The 22,629-nt window shown below is 71.2% G+C and carries 21 protein-coding genes; 15 read left to right on the top strand and 6 right to left on the bottom strand.

What is annotated here, in order from left to right; translation table 11 throughout:
• The 8 genes from AB0M92_RS12875 to AB0M92_RS12840 form a co-directional block, all read left to right on the top strand.
• The coding region (locus AB0M92_RS12875) for a Scr1 family TA system antitoxin-like transcriptional regulator (RefSeq protein WP_366102153.1) at positions 1–371 on the top strand (371 nt) is incomplete at its 5' end.
• A complete protein-coding gene (locus tag AB0M92_RS12870; RefSeq protein WP_366102152.1) occupies positions 371–604 on the top strand; it encodes a DUF397 domain-containing protein in 234 nt (77 codons plus the stop codon). The genes AB0M92_RS12875 and AB0M92_RS12870, both read left to right, overlap by 1 nt.
• A gap of 558 nt (positions 605–1,162) precedes the next feature.
• Entirely contained in the window at positions 1,163–2,107 is a 945-nt protein-coding gene (locus AB0M92_RS12865; protein ID WP_366102151.1) for a hypothetical protein, read from the top strand.
• A gap of 198 nt (positions 2,108–2,305) precedes the next feature.
• Complete coding sequence (locus tag AB0M92_RS12860) at positions 2,306–2,569, top strand: acyl carrier protein (RefSeq protein WP_366102150.1); 264 nt, start codon at positions 2,306–2,308, stop codon at positions 2,567–2,569.
• A 114-nt stretch (positions 2,570–2,683) separates the two neighbouring features.
• Positions 2,684–3,871, top strand: coding sequence for a beta-ketoacyl-[acyl-carrier-protein] synthase family protein (locus AB0M92_RS12855; RefSeq protein ID WP_366102174.1), 1,188 nt, complete (start codon positions 2,684–2,686; stop codon positions 3,869–3,871).
• A gap of 44 nt (positions 3,872–3,915) precedes the next feature.
• A complete protein-coding gene (locus AB0M92_RS12850) occupies positions 3,916–5,124 on the top strand; it encodes a cytochrome P450 (protein ID WP_366102149.1) in 1,209 nt (402 codons plus the stop codon).
• A gap of 181 nt (positions 5,125–5,305) precedes the next feature.
• Positions 5,306–6,511, top strand: a complete 1,206-nt coding sequence (locus AB0M92_RS12845) for a cytochrome P450 (RefSeq protein ID WP_366102148.1) — start codon at positions 5,306–5,308, stop codon at positions 6,509–6,511.
• A 100-nt stretch (positions 6,512–6,611) separates the two neighbouring features.
• Entirely contained in the window at positions 6,612–7,814 is a 1,203-nt protein-coding gene (locus AB0M92_RS12840; RefSeq protein WP_366102147.1) for a cytochrome P450, read from the top strand.
• 765 nt (positions 7,815–8,579) lie between these two features.
• Here AB0M92_RS12840 and AB0M92_RS12835 read toward each other — a convergent pair.
• Positions 8,580–9,545, bottom strand: coding sequence for a pirin family protein (locus AB0M92_RS12835; RefSeq protein WP_366102146.1), 966 nt, complete (start codon positions 9,543–9,545; stop codon positions 8,580–8,582).
• 106 nt (positions 9,546–9,651) lie between these two features.
• On the opposite strand from AB0M92_RS12835, the gene AB0M92_RS12830 reads away from it, so the two are divergent.
• The 6 genes from AB0M92_RS12830 (at position 9,652) to AB0M92_RS12805 (ending at position 14,123) form a co-directional block, all read left to right on the top strand.
• Positions 9,652–10,005 carry a tetratricopeptide repeat protein gene (locus AB0M92_RS12830; RefSeq protein ID WP_366102145.1) on the top strand — a complete coding sequence of 118 codons (354 nt, stop codon included), beginning with the start codon at positions 9,652–9,654 and terminating at the stop codon, positions 10,003–10,005.
• 57 nt (positions 10,006–10,062) lie between these two features.
• Positions 10,063–11,250 (top strand): methyltransferase, encoded by a 1,188-nt coding sequence (locus AB0M92_RS12825; RefSeq protein WP_366102173.1) that lies wholly within the window; start codon positions 10,063–10,065, stop codon positions 11,248–11,250.
• A gap of 52 nt (positions 11,251–11,302) precedes the next feature.
• On the top strand, positions 11,303–12,181 hold the full coding sequence (locus AB0M92_RS12820) for a MerR family transcriptional regulator (RefSeq protein WP_366102144.1): 879 nt from the start codon (positions 11,303–11,305) through the stop codon (positions 12,179–12,181).
• Positions 12,182–12,424: 243 nt separating this feature from the next.
• Positions 12,425–12,982 carry a DUF6230 family protein gene (locus AB0M92_RS12815; protein ID WP_366102172.1) on the top strand — a complete coding sequence of 186 codons (558 nt, stop codon included), beginning with the start codon at positions 12,425–12,427 and terminating at the stop codon, positions 12,980–12,982.
• Complete coding sequence (locus AB0M92_RS12810) at positions 12,973–13,476, top strand: DUF6114 domain-containing protein (RefSeq protein WP_366102143.1); 504 nt, start codon at positions 12,973–12,975, stop codon at positions 13,474–13,476. Before AB0M92_RS12815 ends, AB0M92_RS12810 begins: the two co-directional genes overlap by 10 nt.
• Positions 13,473–14,123: a hypothetical protein gene (locus tag AB0M92_RS12805; protein WP_366102142.1), complete on the top strand. Its 651-nt coding sequence runs from the start codon at positions 13,473–13,475 to the stop codon at positions 14,121–14,123. The genes AB0M92_RS12810 and AB0M92_RS12805 overlap by 4 nt, the downstream gene beginning before the upstream one ends.
• Positions 14,124–14,204: 81 nt before the next feature.
• On the opposite strand, the gene AB0M92_RS12800 is transcribed toward AB0M92_RS12805, so the two are convergent.
• A complete protein-coding gene (locus AB0M92_RS12800) occupies positions 14,205–16,952 on the bottom strand; it encodes a penicillin acylase family protein (RefSeq protein WP_366102141.1) in 2,748 nt (915 codons plus the stop codon).
• A 294-nt stretch (positions 16,953–17,246) separates the two neighbouring features.
• Between AB0M92_RS12800 and AB0M92_RS12795 the strand changes: the two genes are divergently transcribed.
• The gene (locus AB0M92_RS12795) at positions 17,247–17,519 is read left to right on the top strand and encodes a DUF2087 domain-containing protein (protein ID WP_366102171.1); all 273 of its coding nucleotides are present in this window, start codon (positions 17,247–17,249) and stop codon (positions 17,517–17,519) included.
• On the opposite strand, the gene AB0M92_RS12790 is transcribed toward AB0M92_RS12795, so the two are convergent.
• From AB0M92_RS12790 to AB0M92_RS12775, 4 genes are all read right to left on the bottom strand, one after another.
• Positions 17,491–18,930 (bottom strand): NAD(P)/FAD-dependent oxidoreductase, encoded by a 1,440-nt coding sequence (locus AB0M92_RS12790; protein ID WP_366102140.1) that lies wholly within the window; start codon positions 18,928–18,930, stop codon positions 17,491–17,493. The two genes, AB0M92_RS12795 and AB0M92_RS12790, sit on opposite strands and share 29 nt — an antisense overlap.
• Before the next feature lie 197 nt (positions 18,931–19,127).
• Positions 19,128–19,517 (bottom strand): thioredoxin family protein, encoded by a 390-nt coding sequence (locus tag AB0M92_RS12785; RefSeq protein WP_366102139.1) that lies wholly within the window; start codon positions 19,515–19,517, stop codon positions 19,128–19,130.
• A 120-nt stretch (positions 19,518–19,637) separates the two neighbouring features.
• The gene (locus AB0M92_RS12780; RefSeq protein ID WP_366102138.1) at positions 19,638–21,077 is read right to left on the bottom strand and encodes an aldehyde dehydrogenase family protein; all 1,440 of its coding nucleotides are present in this window, start codon (positions 21,075–21,077) and stop codon (positions 19,638–19,640) included.
• Between the two features lie 163 nt (positions 21,078–21,240).
• Complete coding sequence (locus AB0M92_RS12775) at positions 21,241–22,458, bottom strand: thiolase family protein (protein ID WP_366102137.1); 1,218 nt, start codon at positions 22,456–22,458, stop codon at positions 21,241–21,243.
• Positions 22,459–22,629: the final 171 nt, after the last annotated feature.

Here is a 22,629-nt window from a genome sequence, read left to right as displayed (position 1 = left end):
TCCAGCACCGCCCACTGTTCATCCGTGAGATCTCCCCGCCCCATGAACAGCGATCATCCAACGCTCAAGATCCACTTTCGACACACGGCCTAGACCGCCTGGTGGCTCTTATGGGTCTGGCGCGAGTCAGCGTGGGAATCGTCCCCATGACCGCTCCGACCGACATCTGGCTGGGCCATTCCTTCTCGATGTTCGATAACCGAATCGTACTCATTGAGACGTTTTCAGCAGAAATGACCGTCAGCCAACCCAGGGAGATCGAGCTCTACGCCAAGGCCTTCGCTCTACTCAAGCAGTCAGCGGTCTACGGCGAACCCGCAATGTCACTTATCAGAGCGGCAATCGATCATTTCAGCCATCAGGAGAGGTAATGCCCGAAGGCCGCCCCACCTGGCGAACCAGCTCGTACACGGGAACCGAAACGTGCATCGAGGTCGCAAGCGATACGCCCGGTTGTGTCATGGTGCGAGACACCAAACGCCGGGCCGGCGACACCATCGTGGTGGGGCGCTCTGCATGGTCTTCATTCGTCGAGTACAGCAAGGCCTGCCCATCGGCAGGCCCGCCCCAGAGGAGCCAGCAGCCGGCCGGCGGCGCGTGCTGACGGCTCCCCTTCGTAAGGCCTGCGTTCCGGGGCACCGCAGCTTGGCGGTCAGCCAGGAAAGAGCTGGAGCACTTCGGGATCGAGCACTACCCGCCACGTACGGGGTGAGGTCGACGTCGGTACCCTCGCCGGCCCGACATGACGGGGGTCGTGACCCAGTTTGACGGGGTGAAACCGGCTATGCAGTCCCGCCCAGCGGGCGGGAATCCGGTCATCAGCACGCGGACGTGGTGTCCCGATCGGGTACATCGACGGCAGGCCGCACCTACGGCAGGAGATGAGCCACCAGGCATGAGAATCGGTCATGAAAGGACGGTTCGCTTCGGGCTGTGGTTGGTCGGCCGCGCGCACGGGAAGGTACGGCTGCGCACGGGAAGGCAGGAGTGCGAGCCTCCGTGCGACCGGGAGCAGCGGCACCGAGCCAGAGCTGCGCGAAGAGTCCCGGGATGCCGGGGCGAGAAGGCTTTCATGGCGGCTACCGGACCGGAGATGCCATCTGCATCCAGATCAGCTCGACCGCATAGCGAGAGGCACTGAATCGGGATAGGAGAACAGACGGTGCAAGAACTCACGATTTCGAACCTGACCTGCCCGTTCACCGCCCACACCAACCCTCACGGGGTGGGAACGGACGACGAGACAGGCGCGTGGATCGAAAAGTTCGGCCTGGACGAGCGTCTGCTGGAACTCACGGAACACGACACATACGGCCCGTTCTGCGCAATGCTCTACCCCTATGGCGAGAGCCGCGAGGGTCTACAACTGGCCTCCGACGGTCTGGCGTGGGCTGAGACGTTCCATGACCGCTACATCAAGGAACCTGCCCTGTCCGGGCACCTCGGCTGGGTGTCCCGGTCACTCATGGCCTTGAGCCGCGTCGTCGACGACCCTCACGGAGCGCCTGAGGAAGACGACCCCTATCACCGGGCGTGGCGGGACTTGTGGCTGCGACTGGAACGGCTGGCCACGCCTGCACAGTTCGCGCGAGCCGCAGCCGGCTGGGCGTACTGGTCCAGGGGTCTCGCATCTGAGGCCATCTGTCTCTCGAAGGGGCGTCTTCCGTGTCTGCCGGACTTCCGGATGATCCGGCGGGCGAAGACCGCATCCCGGTTGTTCATCGTGTTCCCTGAACTCATCTCGGGTGATCCGCTTCCGGAGCAGGTGTGGGCACATCCTCAGGTGCTGCGGCTTCAAGACCTGGCGGCCGATGCCGTCGGCTACTACAGCGACATCACCCTCTTCGACCGCGAGGCAGACCCCTCTACGGCGATGACGCTGCCCTCGGTGTTGGCCGGCCACCACAAGTTCTCGCTGCAGGAGGGTCTGTTCCAGGCGGCCGACATGTACCGCGACACCCTGGAGGAGTTCACTGTGGTCGGCCGATCTCTGCGCGAGATGGGCGACCCTCAGATCACCAGGTGCGTCCGGGACGCGGAGGCCATGATTGCCGGGTTCAGTCACTGGCAGCAGCTCACGGGACGTAACAGTCCTGCCCGTGAATGAGATGAGAACCCTCAGCGGTTGAGGACGTGCGCGAGGACCGGGAAGCCGGTCATTGGTACGCCCTGCCCGATCCTTATTTCTGGCGGCAGAGCTGTCACATGCCACGTTGCCGCGCATCCACTGCGGAACAACGTGGCATGTGACATGCCTGCCGGTTCGTTCAGCACCCGAAAGCATCCCCTTGGACGGAAGGACGCGATGGTGACGGAACGGATGGTGGAGGAGTTCGGTACCGAGGATCTCCTGGGTCTCTTGCAGGAGTTGTTCGGGTTACCGGCCGACACCTTGGCCCCTACGACGACCTTCGACGAAATCGGGCTGGATTCCCTCGCCCTCATGGAGTTGGGTGCGGTCCTGGAGGAACGCACCGGCGTCGAACTCGGTAGTCGGCTGGACCAAATTCCGCGGTCCGAGCCCATGGACCAAGTGGCTCAGACGATCGCGGGGCTCCTGCCCCGATGACAGCCGACCGTGAACGTGCGCTGCTCGTTGCCGGTTCTGCCCGCACGTCCGGTCCGGACACCCAGCCCCTCAGGGGGACCGGTGGGTGAGGCAGTGGCCGTCACCGGCATCGGGATGCTCACTCCGGCGGGCTGCGACGCCGAAACCAACTGGAAGAGCCTCTGCGCAGGGCGCTCGTTGGCCGCGAAGAACCCGGAGTTCGAGGGGCTTGGGGTCGACATCTCGTGTGACGTACGGGATTTTGATGCCGTGGCTGAACTCGGTGGGCGACTCGCCCGCCGTCTGGACCGGTTCGCTCACCTGGGGCTCGCGGCCGCCCGCCGTGCTGTGGAGGATGCCGATCTGCGAGTCGCCCGCTGCCCACCGGAGCGGGTCGGCGTCGTCCTCGGAGTGGGGTCGAACAGCCTGCGGACATACGTAGCCGAGTTCACACGGCTCGGCCAGGACCGGCCCGCCGCGGTCTCCCCTCTCGCTCTTCCCCGAAGCATCCCGAGCACTGCCGCTGGTGAAATCGCCCTGGACGTCGGGGCTCGGGGCCCGAACTTCACGGTCTCCAGCGCATGTGCCTCGGGCAGCAATGCGCTCGGTGTGGCCCGGAGCTTGCTACTGGGTGGTATGTGCGATGTGGTCCTCGCGGGCGGCAGTGAGTCGTGGTCCCGGATGACTGCCGTCTGCTTCTCCCAGATGCGGGCATTGTCGTGCCGGACCGACGCGCCTTCACTCGCTTCGCGTCCCTTCGACTGTGACCGCGACGGCTTCGTCCTGGGCGAGGGAGCGGCCGTTCTCGTACTCGAACGTCTCGGACATGCGCAGGCCCGCGGGGCTCGCTGCCGCGCACTGCTGTGCGGGTACGGGTCCTCCGCCGACGCCCACCATCCGACAGCACCGCACCCCGAAGGTGCCGGCGCGGAGCAGGCGGTGCGGCAGGCTCTGGCCGACGCCGGATGCACACCGGGCGACATCGGCCACGTCAACGCGCACGGCACATCGACTCCGTTGGGCGACGCTGCGGAGGCCGTCATGCTCCGACGTGTCTTCCACGGCTGCGCGCCACCAGTGACCGCGACCAAGAGCATCATCGGCCACGCACTGGGCGCAGCAGGGGCCATCGAGGCCGCAGCCACCGTACTCGCGCTGGAGCGGCAGGAGGTACCGCCGACGGCCAACGTCTGCCGTCAGGACTCCGGACGCGAACTGAACATCGTGACCAACGCCCCTCTCCGCGCTGACTTCAGCCGCGCGCTGTCGACGTCCTTCGCGTTCGGAGGGCAGAACGCGGCGCTGGTGTTCGGCACCGTCTGACACCCACACGACCCGGGCCGTCGAATCGCAAGGGAGGAAGCCATATGAAGAACACCACGGACCGGTATTCGGACGGCACAGAGCCCGCCAAACATCGGCTCTTACCCCAGCGCGTGCGCGGACTTGCGTCGCCCGCCGGTCACGCCACCAACCGTCCGCGGGCAGGAAAAGGCATCTTGGTGTTCAGCCGGTACGCCGATGTTTCAGCGGTCGTCCGTGACCCCGCGTTCGCGTCCAAAGACGCTGACTGGTTCGCCGCGCATCTCCCGGGATGGCGGCAGAGCGCCGGGATGCGCTTGTTCGGCACGAGCATGCTGTTCCACAACGGCGCAAGTCACCAAAGGCTGCGGAAGGTTCTGCTGCCGGCGTTCAGCCCGGCTCGGCTGCGCTCCCTGCGCGAGACCGTCCGTGCCGTCACCGAGCGCCGGTTGGACCTTCTCCTCGGCCAGCCACGCGGTGAGGTCGTCGATCTGCACGCGCTGTTCACGTTCCCGGTCACCAGCGCCACCGGGTGTGCTCTCATTGGCGTCCCCGAGGAGGACGGTCCCCTTCTCCACGAGTGGGTGCAGCCGCTGTTGGGCCTCCTCGACCCTGAGGTAGGCCCGCGCACCCTGGCCGGGGCGAACCGCGCGGCCGGTGAGCTGCGGCCCTACATCGACAAGCTGGTCGCCGAACGACGAGCCCGGCCGCAGGACGACCTGGCCTCGCTGGTCGCCGTTGCCTTGGACGACGACGAGGCAGCCTCCGCTCTCGCCCTCACGCTGGCAGCCGGTTTCGATACCACGGTGACGCTGCTGGACCACGCGCTCAGCGCACTGATGAGGTCGCCGGCAAGCGCCTCGGTGGCCTCGGGTGAGCCGGCCTGCGTCGACGCCGCGGTGAGCGAGGCCCTGCGGCTCGCCTCCCCCGTCCAGCTGATCACCCGTGTCGCCCAGCGCGAGGTGAGCGTCGGCGAGGTGCAGGTCCGACCGGGCCAGGAGGTGATGGCGCTCATCGCCGATGCCCACCGCGACCCCGAGTACTTCCCCGATCCGGAGACTTTCGAGCTGCACCGTCCGGCGAGCCGGTTGCTCTCGTTCGGCGGCGGTGCGCACTACTGCCTGGGAGCGCAACTGGCGAGGCTGGAAGCCTCCGTCGTACTCCCCGCTCTGCTACGGCGTGTACCCCGTATGGCGCCTGCCGGCTCCCCGCGTCCCAACGACCGCGTCACCATGCACGGCTGGACGGACCTTCCGGTCGTGCTGGGCCCCTGATCCGGGACTCGGCACGACAGCGGCGGGCCTCCAGACCCGCCTCCCTCCAGCCTGTCCTGGACCCTCACCTGTTCGGGACACCTCACAGAGAAAGGACGGAACCTATGCGTCCCCCTCTCACGGACGCACTGTCCCCACCGGATGTGCCGTGGACCGCGAAGCCTGTGCGGAAGACCGGCGAATGAACCCCTCACCGGTATCCGGATCCGCGGTGCGGGCGTACTTCGACCCGTTCGCTCCCGCACTGTGCACCACCCCGTACACCCGCTACGCGTCGGCGCGAGAGGCCGCCGCACTGTGCGAGGGACCGCACGGCCTGATCGTGGCAACCCGCCATGCGGAGGTATCCCAGGCCCTGCGGGACAACCGACTGGGTCACGGCCGGCTGACCGCGCCCAACCGCATCTTCTCCTTCCTTGGCATGGACCCACCCGACCACGGCCCGCTGCGCCGAATCGCCTCGCGCTTCTTCAGCCCGACCGCCGTTGACGCGCTGGCCCCCCGGATCTCCGTTCTCGTCGACGAACTGCTCGACCGCGCTCTGGAGCAACAACACGTCGACCTGCTCACCGACTTCGCCTACCCGCTGTCGCTTCGCGTGGTCTGCGGCCTGTTCGCGCTGCCCGAGCAGGAGCAGGCGTGGATCCGGGAGCAGACCCCACCGATCGCCCGGCTCCTCGAACCGCCCTACGCCCTCTCCGACAACGACGTCACAGCGGCCCAGTCCGCGGCCGGCCGGTTCGTCGCCTACCTGCACCGGAAAATCAACGAACGGCGGCAACACCCCGGCCCGGACGCACTCAGCGCGCTGATCGCTGAAGCCGACACGGGATCCACGCTGCACCGCCACGATCTGCTCCCGATGTGCGCCCTCCTGCTGATGGCCGGATACGAGACCACCGCCAACATCATCACCAACGGCGCTCTCGCCCTACTGCGCCACCCCGACCAACTCACCATCGCCCGCAGCCGAATCAGCAACGGCCAACTGGACAGCAGCACCATGAACGAGCTGCTGCGCTACGACTCCTCGATCCAGATCACCTTCCGCACGGTCCAGCGCCCGACCGTCATCGCGGGCAGGCCCCTGCCCCCGGGGACCCCGGTAGCCCTACTGATCGGATCGGCCAACCACGACCCCCGCGTGTTCTCCCGCCCCGACCGGCTCGACGTCACCCGTGCACACAACCCGCACCTGAGCTTCGGCGCCGGAATCCACTACTGCCTCGGCGCGCCTCTCGCCCGGCTCGAAGCATCTCTGGCTCTCGGCCGGCTACTCGCCCGGACCCGCCGCATCGAACTGACCTGCGGCACCGTCCGACACAAGGCCACCACCGCCACGATCCGCGGTGTGGAATCCCTCCCCGCCACCCTCACCCCCGCCTGATCACGCCCACGATGAAGGGAAGGTCCTCCACATGGTGTCCGTCGGCACGCAGGGAGGGCAGCGCCCCGCTGCTGCCGCGCCCTGTTCCCCTCCTCGGCTGGTGACCGGAGATCCCACACGCTGGGACGCGTCCACGGCCTTCAGGAACCTACGCGAGCAGGCGCCGGTCCAGCAGGTCGTCCTGCCCGGAGACCTCGTCGCCTGGCTGGTCACCGGGGCGGCCGAGGCACGACAGGCGATGGTTGACGCACGTCTCGCCTACGACATGCGCCGACTGCCCGACGCACGCATGGGCTTCGGCGGCCGCCGCTGTCCCGACGACATCTTCTCCGCCGAAGGCCGGCACCTACTCAACAGCGACGGCGCGGACCACCACCGGCTGCGAACCGTCCTCGCACCCCTGCTGTCCCGTACGGCTGCGCGGCAATGGAAACCGTTCGTCACGCAGACCTGCACCGAGCTCCTCAACGGCATGGTTGCGGCCGAGCGTCCGGATCTGGTCGTCGACTACGCTCGCCCGCTGGCCGTACGGGTCGCCACGGCGCTCCTGGGGATCCCAGACGAGCTGCAGCACCGGCTGACAGTTCTGACGCTGGCGATGATCAACGCCGCCGCGCCGGAGGCCCCCGCCATACGCAGGCATCGCACCGAACTGCTCGGCCTGTGGGCCCGCATCATCGGAGAGAAACGACGCAGCCCCGGCGACGACGTCCTCACCCGTCTCACCGTTGCCCAAAGCCAGGGATGCCTCTCGGCGCAGGAACTGGTCTCCGTGGCCTGGGGTCTGTTCTCCGGCGCCATCACGCCCACCACGGCACTGATCGCCTCCGGAGCGGTCGAGATCATGCGGAGCCCCGAACTCCGTCCCCTGCTCCACGGAGGCACCGACAGGGACCGCCTCACCGGGGAACTGCTCCGGCTGATCAGCCCCTTCCCCGTCGCGACCTGGCGCTTCGCCCTCCAGGACATGTCCCTCGGCAACACCGTAATCCCCCAAGGCGCCGTGGTGCTGGTCGCCCTGGCGGCCGCCAACCGCGACCCCGCCGCGTTCCCCGAGCCGGACACCGCGCGACCGGACCGAGTCGGCGGTCACCTGGCCTTCGGACTCGGCGCGCATTACTGCCCCGGCGCCCCTCTCGCCCGTATGCAGGCGGCCGTTGCACTCACCGCCCTCTTCGACAGGTTCCCCGGTCTCCGCCTGGCGACGCCGGAAGTCGAGTTGCGCCGACAGGGCGTGCTCGTCGACCGCTGCTACGAGCACGTTCCGGTCTGCACCAGCGCTACCACCGCGGCCGACTTGTAGTCCGACTCCCCGCCGGGGCCCCAAGATCGATCCCGGCTGATGCCCAGTTCTCCAGGCTGATCCATGTCTCAGGAACGGGGGTGACCGCCTGCCCGATCGAGCCGGGGTGTCCGGCCTCAGGGAACAGCAGCGGTCATCGGCGAGATGATCATGGCTTGGTTGACGCGGCGCCCTGACCCGGGGCGGCGCACACAGCGCGCCTTGCGCCGGGCCGGGACCGCCGGGACGACGCCTTGTCCGCGTCGAGCCCGCCAAAAGGGGCCCCGACCGGCGAGTCGGCCGGCCAGTTCCGTCCGCTGGCGTTCGTCATCACACCCGGCCAGGCCGGTGACGCACCAGCGTTACCCGCAGGTCATGGCCCGATTACGAGCGCCGCGCCGGAACGGCCGCCCAAGGATCACGCCCCCCAGACCCTGCACTCGGCAGGCCCCCACGGTGCCCCACGGACCGTGCCAGTCCGTCCGGCCCCCAGCCGCACCGCGACCTGCCGGTCGGTACAACACGCTGTACTGAGTGAGGTCACACCCCCGTCACCCCTGCCGCCCAGGCATCTCGACGCCCAGTCCGCCTGACGAACCGTCACCAAAGTCAGCATTGGTCCTGGCAAAGCTGACCCCAGCTGGTCATACATGGGAAGCGACGGGACCCTGACGGGGGCCTCCCGGGAGCCTCCGCCGGCCTCTCCGGCTGAGCGATCTCCGCCGGAGCGACCTCGACCTTGGGTGGGTCTTGGGGCTATCCCCCCCTGCATCACAAAGCCGCAGGTCAGCGCACCCGTCCGCGCGGCTTCAGGCGCGTGGGCGGGAGCTCGGGGGCCGGGATGGGAGGGCCGTCGTAGCCCTTCACTTCGCCGTAGCGGGTGCCTTCCATCCAGTCTTTCCGGGCTTGTACGATCTCCTCGTTGCTCCGGCCGATCCAGTTCCAGAACATCACGATCTCCTCCTCGAACGGTTCGCCGCCCAGGAGCATCAGGCCGGCGTCCGAGGCTGCGCGGATGGGGAGTTCCGTGCGGCCGCAGCCGAGGTAGAGCATCGAGCCCGGGAGGACCGGGACGCCGTCCACGTGGGCCTCGCCCGACATCGACAGCACCGCGTACTCGAAGTCCGGGTCCAGGGGGAGCCGGGTCTGCGTGCCCGCCGCCAGGGTCAGGTCCGCGCCCACGATCGGGGTGTACGCCGTACCCGGCGAGGTCGCGCCGTCCAGGGTGCCCAGGATCACCGTCGCCGTCAGGCCCGGGGCGGTCACGTGCGGGAGCTCCGCGTGGTGCTGGAAGTGGGGTTCGACGTTCCGGTGGGCGTCCGGGAGGGCCACCCACAGCTGCGCCCCGTGCAGGACGCGGCCGTGCGAGCGCGGGCTCTCCTCCGAGTGGCTGATCCCGCGGCCGGAGGTCATCAGGCCGAGCTCGCGCGGGCGGATCGTCTCCAGGCTGCCCACGCTGTCCCGGTGCAGCACCTCGCCGTCGTGGAGCCAGCTCACGGTCTGGAGTCCCGAATGGGGGTGCGGGGCGACCTGCATGCCGGGCTCGCCGGCGATGTCGTCCGGACCGTAGTGGTCGACGAAGCACCAGGCGCCCACCATGCGGCGGCCCAGGTTCGGCAGGAGTCGGCGGACCTCGGTGGATTCCCCCAGCTTGACCGTGCGCGGGCTGAGGAGCTCGCGCACCGGTTCGGCCACGACGAAGCCGCGGCCACCGCAGGCGGAGAGAGCGGGCTGGCGATCGAGATTGCTCATACGGCACAACTTAGTACCGCCGCCCGTGCCGCGTTCGGTGGAATGTCCGGCCGTCCTCACGTGTTGGGGCATGCGGATGCATCACCTGAACGGCGGAAGGGGCCCCATGAACGCGCCGACGACGTACTTCGAGCACGGCACGGCGGCCGAGCGCTGGGAGCGCGCCCGGCTCTTCTTCGACGCGAAGGAGTACACGACGGCCTCGCAGATCCTGCACGCGCTGGCCCAGGAGGCCCCCGAGCAGCTCGCGCCGCGGCTGCTGCTGGCCCGCGCCTACTACCACTCCGCCCAGCTCTCGCGCGCCGAGCACGAGCTCCGCGCCGTCCTGGAGCGATGGCCGGTGGAGGACTACGCGCACCTGATGCTCGGCCGCACGCTGGAGCGCCTGGGCCGGGCCGGCGAAGCCCGCCCCCACCTGCGGATGGCCGCCGCGATGGCGGGCGAGTTCCCCGAGCACTGAGCGATTGGTGCGGGGCCGGGCCGCCGCCTCGGTTAGCCTGGGGTCACGATGAACCGTCTGACCACGCCTTTCGGCTCCTACGAGCTCACCCGCTTCCCCGAAGACCCGCGCGACCAGCTCCGGGCCTGGGACGCCGCCGACGAGTACCTGCTGCGCCACCTCGACTCCGGTACGGGCGATCACGGCCCGGTGGACCTGGCCGGCGCCGGGCAGATCACCGTGCTCGGGGACCGCTGGGGTGCGCTCACGACGGCGCTGGCCGCGTACCACCCCGTGCAGATCACCGACTCCTACCTCGCCCGGGCCGGCACGGCCGCCAACCTGGACCGTGCCGGGATCGGCACCGCGAAGTCCACCGTGCGGCTGCTGACCACGCAGGACGCCCCGCCCGAGCGGATCGACGTACTCCTCGTACGCGTGCCCAAGAGCCTCGCACTGCTGGAGGACCAGCTGTACCGGCTGGCCCCGCACGTGCACGCCGGCACGGTCGTCGTGGGCACGGGCATGGTCAAGGAGATCCACACCTCGACGCTGAAGCTCTTCGAGAAGATCCTCGGCCCGACGAGGACCTCGCTCGCCGAGAAGAAGGCCCGGCTGATCTTCTGCACGCCCAACGCCACCTCGACGCGTGCCGTCGACCCGTGGCCGGTGACGTACACCCTGGACGAGGACGCGGGCTCGGGCGCCGGCCTGACCGCCGTCAACCACGCCGGCATCTTCTGCGCGGACCGGCTCGACGTCGGCACCCGCTTCTTCCTGCAGAGCATCCCGAACAACACGAACGGCGCCCGCGTCGTGGACCTGGGCTGCGGCAACGGCATCGTCGGCACGGCGGTCGCGGTCGCGGACCCCAAGGCCGAGATCGTCTTCACCGACGAGTCGTACCAGGCCGTCGCCTCGGCCAAGGCCACCTTCCGCGCCAACGTGGAGCGCGAGCGCGAGCGGGCCGACTTCCTCGTCGGCGACGGCGTGGCGATGCTGGATCCGGGCTCCGTCGACCTGGTCCTGTGCAACCCGCCGTTCCACTCCCACCAGGCGACGACGGACGCGACGGCGCTGCGCATGTTCGCGCAGTCGCGCAAGGTGCTGCGTCCGGGCGGTGAGCTGTGGGTGGTCGCCAACCGCCACATGGGCTACCACACCCACCTGCGCCGCCTCTTCGGCAACAGCGAAGTCGCCGCGAGCGAACCGAAGTTCGTCGTACTGCGCGCGGTCAAGCAGGAAGAGCGGCCGCGCCCCATGTGACCTGCCGGTACACCCGCCGGTAGCTCCCCCGGTTCGTCCTACACTCGGCCGCGTGAGCAGCCGGGTACGAGAAGACGACGGTACGGACAGCAGTGCGCGGAGCCGTACGGACGCCGGCGCGGGCGCCGACACGGACGGCCGTGCGGACGCCGGCGCGGGCGGTCGCACCGACGCCGACACGGGCGGTCGCACCGACGGCGCCGGTGACCGCGCGCGCTACCGCCGCGAGGACCTGGCCCGCGCGGCCGGCGTCAAGGTGCGCAACCTGCGCTACTACCAGGAGCGCGGGCTGCTCCCGCCGCCACGCCGCGAGGGCCGCATCGCCTGGTACTCCGCGGACCACCTGACCCGGCTGCGCCTGATCAGCGACCTCCTCGGGCGCGGGTACACCGTCAACGGCATCGCGGAGCTGCTGCACGCCTGGGAGGCCGGCGGCGGTCTGTCCCAACTCCTCGGCTTCGAGCGGGCGATGACCCGCGACTGGGTCCACGAGGAGCCGGTGACCATGACGCTCGCCGAGCTGCGCGAGCTGTTCGGCCCGGCGGGGACGGCCGAGGACACCCGGCGCGCGGCGGAGCTGGGGTACGTACGGGTCGACGGCGACCGGGTGACGCACCGGAGCCGGCGGCTGCTGGAGGCCACCCTCACGCTCGTGCGCCAGGGCGTGCCGCTCGCGGAGATCCTCGACGCGGGGGACTTCGTGCAGACGCAGGCGGCCGCGGTGGCCGACCGGTTCGTCGGACTGTTCCGGCGGCATGTGATCGGACCGGACGGGCTGGAGCGGCTTTCGGCCACCCAACTGGATCACGTCTCGGAAGCGGTGGCCGCGCTGCGTCCGGTGGCGGGCGAGGTCGTGGCTTCGGAGTTCGCCCGGGCGATGGCCCTGCGGGTGGAGGCGGAGGTCGCCGAACTGCTCCGCAAGGACGCGTAAGGCCGCCCGGGAAGCAGTGACCGACCGGTAGGAGTCGGCCGAAAAGGCACGGTCGAACAACCTTGCCAACCCCCATTGGCACTCTTACATTCAACTCGTCGGTAACAACGGTGCACAGCCGAAATAAGGGACGATCTCGTGGCAGATTCCCCCAACTTATCGGATTCCTCCGCCCCGCCCGGCGCAGACGAAGGCAGAGACGGCGCGGGAGGCGGCCGCGTCCGCTGGCGCCGCTTCGCCGTCCTGACCGTCCCCGCCATCGCCGTGACCGCGGGCCTCGGCATCGCCCTCGCGCAGGGCGCGCTCGCCGCCTCCTTCGCCGTATCGGGCCAGCAGTTCAAGGTGTCGGCGACGAGCCTGGAGGGCGAGGGCTTCGCCCAGTACGGGAGCATCGACGTCAACGCCCGCGAGGAGCTCATCCCCGTGGCGGTCACCGCCATCAAGGAGGCCAAGCTCCACAGCCTCTGCCAGTCGGTGGTCACCACCCTCCCGGTCGTCGGCGACATCTCGCTCAACCTCACCGCGGGCAAGAAGACCCCCGTCGAGGCCAGCAACCTGTTCGTCGACGCCACCCAGCTCGCCGGCGACGCCGTGTTCAGCAACATCGAGATCGGCCGCGACGCCTCCACCCTCGACAAGGGGCCGGCGGAAGCCGTGGGCATGCAGGACCTGTTCGCCCAGCAGGCGGACACGGTCAGCATCACCGATCTGCAGCAGACGGCCTGGGCCACGAACGCGGGCACCTTCAAGCTCTCCGGGCTCAGCATGAACATCAGCAAGGGCAAGAAGGAATGCTTCTGAGCCTCTGGCGGCGGTGGCGGCAGTGGCGTCGCAACAGGCCGTTCTGGGGAGGGTTCTTCGCGATCCTCGCCGGGGCCGAGATCTGCGCCCTGCCGCTCGCACCGCTGAAGGTGATGCTCCAGCAGGGCATCGCGGGCATCCCGTCCGTCCTGATGGGCATCGTCATGATGGTGCTCGGCCTCACCGCCTGGTTCTCGCCCGCCCAGCGCGGCCTCGCCGGTGTCCTCACCACGCTCATCGCCACCGCCGCGCTGATCATGTCGAACCTCGGCGGGTTCCTGATCGGCACCCTGCTCGGGATCCTCGGCGGCGGTCTGATGTTCGCCTGGCAGCCCAACGCCCCTGCCCGGCGCCCCTCCCCCGAACCTCCCGAACCTCCCGAACCTCCCGAGCCACCCGAACCCCGGTCCCCCACCCCCACGGAAACCACCCCCACGGTAACCACCCCAACCGGCACCACCGCGCACCCCGATCCCCAAGGAGCACAGCCATGAGTCGCACGCGTACCGCGCTCGCCCTCGGGTTGGCCGCCGCCGGAGCGCTGTCGGTGGCTTCGGTCACCGCCACCGCCGCGCCCGCGCCGCTGGCCGGATCGACCACCGTCACCCCGGCCGGGCACTCGTTCAAGGCCACCCTCAGCGGCAAGGCCACCCTCAAGGCCGGTTCGGTGACGGTGACTTGTACGGTCTCCGTCTCCACCGGCACCGTCCCGGCCGCCCCCGGGAACCAGAACGCCTCCGGGCCCGTCTCCTCACCCATCTCCCCGCCGACGTACAGCTCCTGCACGTCCAGCATCTGGGGCGTGACCCCGACGGTCACCACCAGCGGCTCCTGGTCGGTGTCGATGCAGAACGGCTCCCCGATCACCGCCACGATGACGGTCCCGGTCGGCGGGCTCGTCGTGCAGACGTCCGGTCTGGCCACCTGTACGGTCACCGCCGCCCCCACCGCCCCGGCGAACGTCGCCGGGTCCTGGACGAACGGCGCACCGCCGAGCCTGACCTTCACGAACGCCTCCGTGCCGGTCACGGTCACCGGCGGGTTCGGCTGCCCGACCAGCGCGACCTCGTCCGTCTTCAACGCCGTGTACAAGGTCACCGACACGACCGACCCGGCGCAGCAGATCACCGTCGGCCCCTGACGGGCGTCGACGGACCGCGTACGAGGAGGCCCGCCGGCCCCGGATCGCTCCGGGGCCGGCGGGCCTTCGCCGGTACGGGGCTCAGCGGTGTGCCGGGAACTCCACCACCTGCTGGTAGGTGGGCCGGTTCTGCCAGTTGATCTGCGGGTGGCTCAGTCCGCCCACCGGACGCTGCACGATCGAGTCCGCGCACCACTGGTTGCCCGCCGCACAGGTCCCGTCGGCCGGGTACACCGACGCGGGGGTGGCGGCGGCGGCCTGCCCCAGCGTGGCCGCCATCGCGTCGCGGCACGCGGACAGCGAGCCGCCGCCGCAGTACGCCGTGGCCAGCGGACCGGCCACCGGACGCCCGAGCACCGTCCGCAAGTCCTTGTCCGCGTAGCTCCACCAGCCGTACTGGAACGCCGACCCGGCATGCGAACCGGTGGGCCCGTGGCCCGCGTTGGGCGCCTCGTCCACGGTCAGCGAGGCCCCCAGGGCGTCGTAGAGCGGTGCGCCGAGGCCCGGCTTGAACTCGGCCTCGATCAGCAGCGGCCACCATGCGTCCATGATCCGGACGGCATCGGCGTGCGCATACGCCTTCGAGCCCTGCGCGGTCTCCTTGCGCTCGCTCCCCGCCGCCTGCCACGCGGCCAGCTTGTCGACCGCTGCGGCCACGGCCGGATCGGTGACCGGCCGGCTGCGCAGCACCGCGAGCAGCTCGGGCAGCAGGTTCTCGGCCCGCAGGTCGGTGACCGCCGCGTCCGCCATGGCCTGGGTGAGCTTGGCGCGGGTGACCCCGCCCGCGGCGACCAGCGGCTTGACCCGCTGGTCGAGGAGGTCCGCGCGGTGCACCGAGCCCATGCCGAAGCCGGCCGCTCCGTAGTCCTTGGCCTGCTTGTTGTTCCAGCTGATGTAGTAGTCCTGCCCGATGGACTGCGGGTGCTCGGCGGGCGGGGTGTAGGAGGCGGTGTTGGCCGCCGGGTCGAAGCCCTGCCACTCGTACTGCTGCCTGCCCGCGATCGGCAGCGCTGCGTCGACCCCGGCCGGCCGGACCGGGTTCAACCCGCTGTTGTAGTAGGCCGCTTCGCGCGAGTCGGCGTAGAACCAGTTGAAGGCGTAGCCGATGTGCTCGGCGGCCTGCTGGAAGGTCCGCGCGTCCGTCACGTACGAGGGGTCGTTGAGCATCTGGAAGCCGATGATCGAATCGGCCTCGTGCCGGTACGTGGAGCGGAGCGCGGTGTAGGCCACGGGCTTGCCCGCGACGGTGGCGCGGTGGGTGACGATGCCGTAGTTCGTCCGCCAGACCTGCATCCGGTACGAGCCGTTCGGCGTCGGGTCGGCCACCGAGGACTTCCAGGCGTTGGTGCGCTCCAGCTTCTCCATGGGGGTGCAGGCGCCCCGGTAGAGGTACGAGGCGCTCGCGGTGGTCGGTGCGCCTGCGCCCGGCTCGCACAGCTCGACGGCGAAGGTGTCGGTGATGTCCTGCCCGGCGGAGGTGGCGCTCCAGGCGTAGTCCTGGCCGCGGCCGAGCTGGACGTACATGCTCACCCCGGCGAAGGAGGCGCCGCGGGCGCTGATGCCCGGGCCCTGGATCTCCTGGAGCATGAGGAGCTGGGGCGCGAGGTAGCCGGTCTGCGGTCCGAAGACGGCGACGGGGTGGCCGCTCGCGGTCTTCGCCCCCGACACGAGCAGGGCGTTGGACATGCTCTGCTTGACGGGCTTGGGCGGGTTCGCGGCGGCCGCCGCGGCCGCGGCGCCCGTACGGTCGTGGACGAGCTGCTCGGCGGTGACGGACCCCGGGTCCGGGAGCGCGGTGCCCTGCGGGTTCGCGGGCTTCTGCGCGTACGGGAAGCTGCTGCCGTCGTGGACGGTGAGGACGGCCTCGGGGTCGTTGCGCTCGCGGAAGGACTCCCAGACCCGGGTGCCCTCCTCCAGGCCGTACTTCTGCTGCGCGGCGAGCAGCGAGAGCGCGGCCTGCACCTCGCCGCCGCCTCCGCCGCCGAAGAGCCCGCCCACGACGGAGGCGAGGGCGATCAGGTCGGTGATCTTGAACGGCTGGATCTCGCCCGCGTTGGTGATCGAGTCGATGTGACCGGTGAGCACGTACTCCCCGGGGAAGTAGCGGCCGTTCTTGGACTGGACGCGGTAGGCGTTGATCCCGTCGATGTACGCCTGCGCGTCCTCCATCGCGAGCCGGCCGCGGTCGCCCTCGGTGGTGCGGATCCGGTCCACCTGGGCCTGGAGATCGGCCTCGGTGTACGGGGCCTGTGGCCAGAACTGCTGCTCCAGACCCTGGTTGGCGAGGGCTCCGCCGGCGAAGGGGGTCAGGTCGCCGCGGCCGACGTGGCGGAAGAGGTCCATCTGCCAGAGGCGGTCCTGGGCCGCGGCGAAACCGGCGCCGTAGGAAGTCCCGTACCGGGTGGTGCCCTTGATGTGGGGGACGCCGGTCTTCTTGTCCCGGGTGATGGTGACGTCCGGGCGCGGGCTGGTGGTCGACTCGACCTGGTTGGCCGGGACGCCGAAGGAGGCGTCGTTGAAGAAGTCGTTGACCTTGGCGTCGGTGAGCCCCGGATATCCGGCCACGAGCGAGTCGTAGCGGGCCAGTTGGTCCGAGGCGTGGGCGGGCATGGTGCCGAACGCCTTGTGCAGGAGGATCTGGGCGAGGGTCGCGTTGCCGTTCTGGCCGGGCGGCAGGATGTCCGCGCACTGGCCGCCGCAGTAGTCGGCGATGGGCAGCGGCGCGGGACCGGCGGCCGCGGCGGGCGCGAGCGGGGAGAGCAGGGCGGCGCCGAGGGCGATCACCCCGGCGGCCACTGCAGTTCTCAGGCGAGCGGTGGGACGTCGCATGCGTGCTCCTCCGTGGGGCGGGAAGCGGTCACGGGGGAGGGTACTGGCGGGGTCTACCGCTCAGTAAGATGAACGACCGTCACTTTTGAGGCAGTTGGCCCCGGCCGCGGTCGAGGGAGCGAAAACCCGTTGCCGGACGTGCGGGGGTCGGACAGGCTCGCTGCCATGTCCCAGACCCCCGTGCCCCAGACCCCCGCGCCCCAGGCCGCCCGGACCTCCGTGCCCCGAACCGCCACGTCCCGGAACCCCGAGTCCCGCAACGCCGAGTCCCGCAACGCCCGCCCCCTCGCCGACCTGTTCTCCGGTGAACGGCTCATCGCCATCCCGCGCAAGGCCGCCCGCCGCGAGCAGCTGCTCGCCCATCTCACCGAGACCCTCTTCGAGGAGGGCCGGACGTACACCGAGCCCGAGGTGAACGACGCGCTGCGCACCGTGCACGAGGACTGCTCGGCGCTGCGGCGCTACCTGATCACCTCGGGCCTGCTGACCCGGACCCGCGACGGCGGCAGCTACCGCCGCGCCGACCGGGCGGGATCCGCTATCCCCGGTACGTCTCCAGCAGCCTGAGCCAGATCTCGCTGACCGTCGGGAACGCCGGGACCGCGTGCCACAGCCGCCCGATCGGGACCTCCCCCGCGACCGCGATCGTGGCCGCGTGCAGCAGTTCGGCCGCGCCCGGGCCGACGAAGGTGGCCCCGAGGAGCACCTCCCGGTCCAGGTCGACGACCATCCGGGCCCGCCCCCGGTACCCGTCTGCGTACAGTCCGGCGCCCGAGACCTTGCCGAGGTCGTAGTCGACGGCGCGCACCCGGTGGCCCGCCCGCTCGGCCTCCGCCAGGGTGAGGCCCACGGCGGCCGCCTCCGGGTCGGTGAACACCGCCTGCGGCATGGCCTGCGTATCGGCGCTCGCCACGTGCGCGCCCCAGCGGCCGGTGTCGAGCTCGGTGGTGCCCGCCGCGCGGGCGGCGATGACGGCCCCCGCGATCCGGGCCTGGTACTTGCCCTGGTGGGTCAGCAGCGCACGGTGGTTCACGTCGCCGACGGCGTACAGCCAGTCGTGGCCCTCGACCCGGCAGCTGTCGTCGACCGGGATCCAGTCCCCGGGCGTCAGCCCGACGGTCTCCAGCCCGATGTCCTCGGTGTGCGGCGAGCGGCCGGTCGCCATCAGCAGCTCGTCGCCCTCCAGGATCTCGCCGCCCTCCAGTACGACCTGGACCGGCCCGGTCGAGCCGTCCCGTACGACCCCCTCGACCGAGACGTCCGTACGGACCACCGCGCCGGCCTCGCGCAGCGCCTGCGCGACCAGCTCCCCGGCGAAGGGCTCCATCCGCGGCAGCAGCCCGGAGCCGCGTACGAGCATCGTGACCTGGGAGCCGAGGGCCTGCCAGGCCGTGGCCATCTCGGCCGCCACCACCGAGCCGCCCACGATCAGCAGCCGGCCCGGCGCCTGCTGGGCGGAGGTGGCCTCGCGGCTGGTCCACGGCCGCGCCCCGGCGAGCCCGGGCACGTCCGGGATCACGGCGCGGGTGCCGGTGGCGACGACGACGGCGTGCCGGGCAGCGAGTACGTGGTGCTCGCCCTCGGGGCTGGTGACGGCGACCTTGCGGGCGCCGTAGAGGCGGCCGTGGCCGCGGTAGAGGTGGGCGCCGGTCGAGTCGATCCAGTCGACCTGTCCGTCGTCCTTCCAGCTGGAGGTCCAGTAGTCGCGGTGCGCCAGCACCGCCGCCGTGTCCAGCGGGCCCTGGACGGAACCGGCGAGCCCGGGCACCCGGCGGGCATCGGCCCTGGCCAGCGCCGGGCGCAGCAGGGCCTTGCTCGGGACGCAGGCCCAGTACGAGCACTCGCCACCGACGAGCTCGGCCTCCACCAGGGCCGTGGTCAGCCCGGCGGCGCGGGTCCGGTCCACGATGTTCTCGCCGGCCGGCCCCCCGCCGAGCACCACGACGTCGTACTCCACCGCTTCCGACACAGTCACCATCCGTGGTTCCAGGGGCCCTTGTTTTCCCGTCACCTTACGTGGGCGCCGTGGGGCACACGGGAGAGGCGCGGCGGCCGCGGTCTACGGATCAGCAGGTCAGCGGGGCAGCGGGGCAGCAGGACACCGGGGCAGCGGGACACCGGGGCACCGGGGCACCGGCGGCGATCCGCCGGGCACCGATCAGCGCACGCCCGCGCTCAGGCCTCCGCCGTGCCCGCCTGGCCGTCCTGCTGCGAGGCGGCGACCTTCGCTCGCACCTCTTCCATGTCCAGCGCCCGCGCCTGTCCGATCAGGTCGCTCAGCGCGGCCTCCGGCAGCGCGCCGGGCTGCGAGAAGATCGCCACCTGGTCCCGGACGATCATCAGCGTCGGGATCGAAGTGATCTGGAAGGCCGCGGCCAGCTCCTGCTGCGCCTCCGTGTCCACCTTGGCGAACACCAGGTCCGGATTGGCCTCCGAGGCCTTCTCGTAGACCGGGGCGAACTGCAGGCAGGGCCGGCACCAGCCCGCCCAGAAATCGATCAGCACGAACGGGTTCGCGCTGACCGTCTGGTCGAAGTTCTCCTTGGTGAGCTCGACAGTAGCCACGGTTCCAGACCTCCTGATTGCCTTGTATGCACCTTGAACGATCGGCTCGCCCCGCGCATTCCGCCACGGCGCACCGGCGGGCGGCCGCCGCACGCACGGCGGCCGCCCGCGCGGGCCGTCTCAGAAGGGGTGCCCCGGCGGAGTCGAGCGGACCGTCGTCCAGCGCAGTTCCGTGAACGCGTCCAGGTTCGCCTCACCGCCGAACCGGGCCCCCGTGCCGGAGGCGCCGACCCCGCCGAAGGGCGCCACCGCCTCGTCGTTGACCGTCTGGTCGTTGACGTGCGCGATCCCGGTCGGGATCCGTTCGGCCAGCTCCAGCCCGCGCCCCGCGTCCCGGGTCACGATCCCGAGGGAGAGCCCGTACGGGCCGGCCGAGGCCAGGGCGACCGCCTCGTCCTCCGTCGCGAAGGACCGTACCGGCGCCACCGGGCCGAAGACCTCCTGCGCGTAGGCGGGGGTGTCGTCGGCGACGCCCGCCAGCACGGTCGGCCGGTAGAAGAGGTCCTCGTACGTTCCGCCGGCGACGAGCTTGGCCCCCCGCTCCGTGCTCGCCTCGACCAGGGAGCGCACCCGCTCCAGCTGGCCGCGGTCGATCAGCGGTCCCAGGTGCACCCGCTCGCGGTACGGGTCCCCCACCGCCAGCGCCTCGGCCCGTACGGCGAGCCGCTCGACGTACTCGTCGTAGAGCGAGGCGTGGACGAGGTGGCGGCCGGCCGTCATGCAGATCTGACCCTGGTGGAAGAACGAGCCCCAGGAGGCCTGTGCGACGGCGGCCTCCACATCGGCGTCCTTGAGGACGACGAGCGCCGAGTTGCCTCCCAACTCCAGGTGGGCGCGCTTGAGGTGACGGCCCGCCAGCTCTCCTACGATCCGCCCCGAGGCCGTGGACCCGGTGAACGACACCACGCGGACCAGCGGATCGGCGACGAGCGCCGCCCCGGTCTCCGCGCCCCCGGGCAGCACGTGCAGCAGCCCGGCCGGCAGTCCCGCGGCCGCGAAGACGGCGGCGAGCGCGAGGCCGCCGCAGACGGCGGTCCGCCGGTCCGGCTTGAGCAGCACCGCGTTGCCGAGGGCGAGGGCCGGGGCGACCGAGCGGATCGACAGGATCAGCGGCGCGTTGAACGGGGCCACCACCCCCACCACGCCCGCCGGGACCCGGCGGGTGAAGGAGAGCCGCGGCGCCTCGCTCGGCAGCACCTGCCCTGCCGGGCGGGAGGCCAGCGCGGCGGCCTCGTAGCACTCCTGGGCGGCCACGTGCAGCTCGAAGTCGGCCTTGCCGGGTATGGAGCCCGACTCGCGCACCAGCCAGTCCCGCAGTTCCCCGGCGTGGGCGGCGAACAGGTCTCCGGCGCGGCGCAGGACGGCGGCCCGCTCCATGTGGCCGGACCGCGCCCAGGCCTCCTGGGCGGCCCGGGCCCGTACGGCCGACTCCGCGACGTCGGCGGGCGCGGCCAGCGCGAGGGTGGCCAGGGTGCGGCCGGTGGCGGGTTCTACGACCGGGGCGGCTCCCCCGGTGAGGGTCGGTCCGTCCTGCCAGAGCATCGGTTCGAGGAGCGGCATGGCGCGGGGCCTCCGGTGGGGATGGGTGGGGCGGGGGGCGGCAGCAGGCGCCATCGTGCCAGACCGGAGGCACCACATCTGTTCAGTTATTGGGCAGTTGACGCGCCACCGTGACCGGAAACGATCGACGGCGCGGCGGTGTACGGGAGTTCGGTGCGCCGGCTCAGCGCTCCAGGACGAGCGCGATGCCCTGCCCGACGCCGATGCACAGCGTCGCCATGCCCGTGCCCGAGCCGGCCGCGGCCAGCTGGTGTGCCACCGAGCCGGCCAGCCTGGCCCCGGAGGCGCCGAGCGGGTGCCCGATGGCGATGGCGCCGCCGCGCGGGTTGAGCACGGCCGGGTCCAGCTCCGGCCAGGCCGCGACACAGCCCAGCGCCTGCGCCGCGAAGGCCTCGTTGAGCTCGACGGTCGTCAGGTCGGCCAGGCTCCGGCCCGCTTTCGCGAGCGCCCGCTGCACGGCGTCCACCGGGCCCAGGCCGAAGAGCTGCGGCTCGATGCCGGTGACCGCGGAGGCGCTGATCCGGGCCAGCGGCTCCCGGCCCGTGGCCGCCAGCCCCTCCTCGTCGGTCAGCAGCAGCGCCGCGGCGCCGTCGTTGAGCGGGGAGGCGTTCGCGGCCGTGACCGTGCCCGTGCCGTCCGTGCGGAACGCGGGCTTCAGGCGGGCCAGGGCCTCGGGGGTGGAGCCCTCGCGGATGCATTCGTCGCGTACGAGGTCCACGCCGGGGTACGCGACGACCTCGTCCGCGTACTGCCCGGCGGCCCAGGCGGCCGCGGCCTTGCGGTGGCTCTCCAGGGCGAAGAGGTCCTGGGCCTCGCGGGTGATGCCGTGCTTCTCCGCGATGAGTTCGGCGCCCTCGCCGAGCGAGCCCGTCCACTGCGCGGGCATGCGCGGGTTGGTCATCCGCCAGCCCAGGGTGGTGGACCACATCTGCTGGTGGCCCGCCGGGAAGGCCCGCTCGGGCTTCTGCACCACCCAGGGGGCCCGGCTCATCGACTCCACGCCGCCCGCGATGGCGACGGAGGCGTCCCCGAGCGCGATGGCGCGGGCGGCCTGGATCACCGCTTCGAGGCCGGAACCGCAGAGCCGGTTGACGGTGACCCCGGGGACGGACACCGGGAGCCCGGCGAGCAGGACGGCCATCCGGGCCACGTCGCGGTTGTCCTCGCCGGCTCCGTTGGCGTCGCCGAAGACCACGTCGTCGATGCGGGCGGGGTCGAGGTCGGGCGTACGGTCCACCAGCGCGCGGACGACGTGCGCGGCGAGGTCGTCGGGGCGGACCCCGGCGTACGCTCCGCCGAACCTGCCGATCGGGGTGCGGACGGCGTCGACGACGTAGACGTCGCGGACGGTGCGTCCGTCGCGGGCGGTGCGGATGCTCATGGGGGCTCTCCTGGGCGGATCCGTACGGGCGGCGCCGGGGCGGTGCCGGGGTCGGCACCGGTGGGGCGCCGGGCGCGCCCGGTGGGGCGCGCCCGAAGTCTCCGTCCGCAGGTCACCGGCTGTCAACGGCCCTCTGCCGGCCACGGACGCGCCGCAACGATCGTCGCGGCC

Origin of the sequence: Streptomyces sp. NPDC051582 (assembly GCF_040681715.1) — a bacterium.
Classification (GTDB): Bacteria; Actinomycetota; Actinomycetes; order Streptomycetales; family Streptomycetaceae; genus Streptomyces.
The sequence above is the reverse complement of the archived record's forward strand: the minus strand, read 5'-3'. Positions and strand labels throughout refer to the sequence as shown.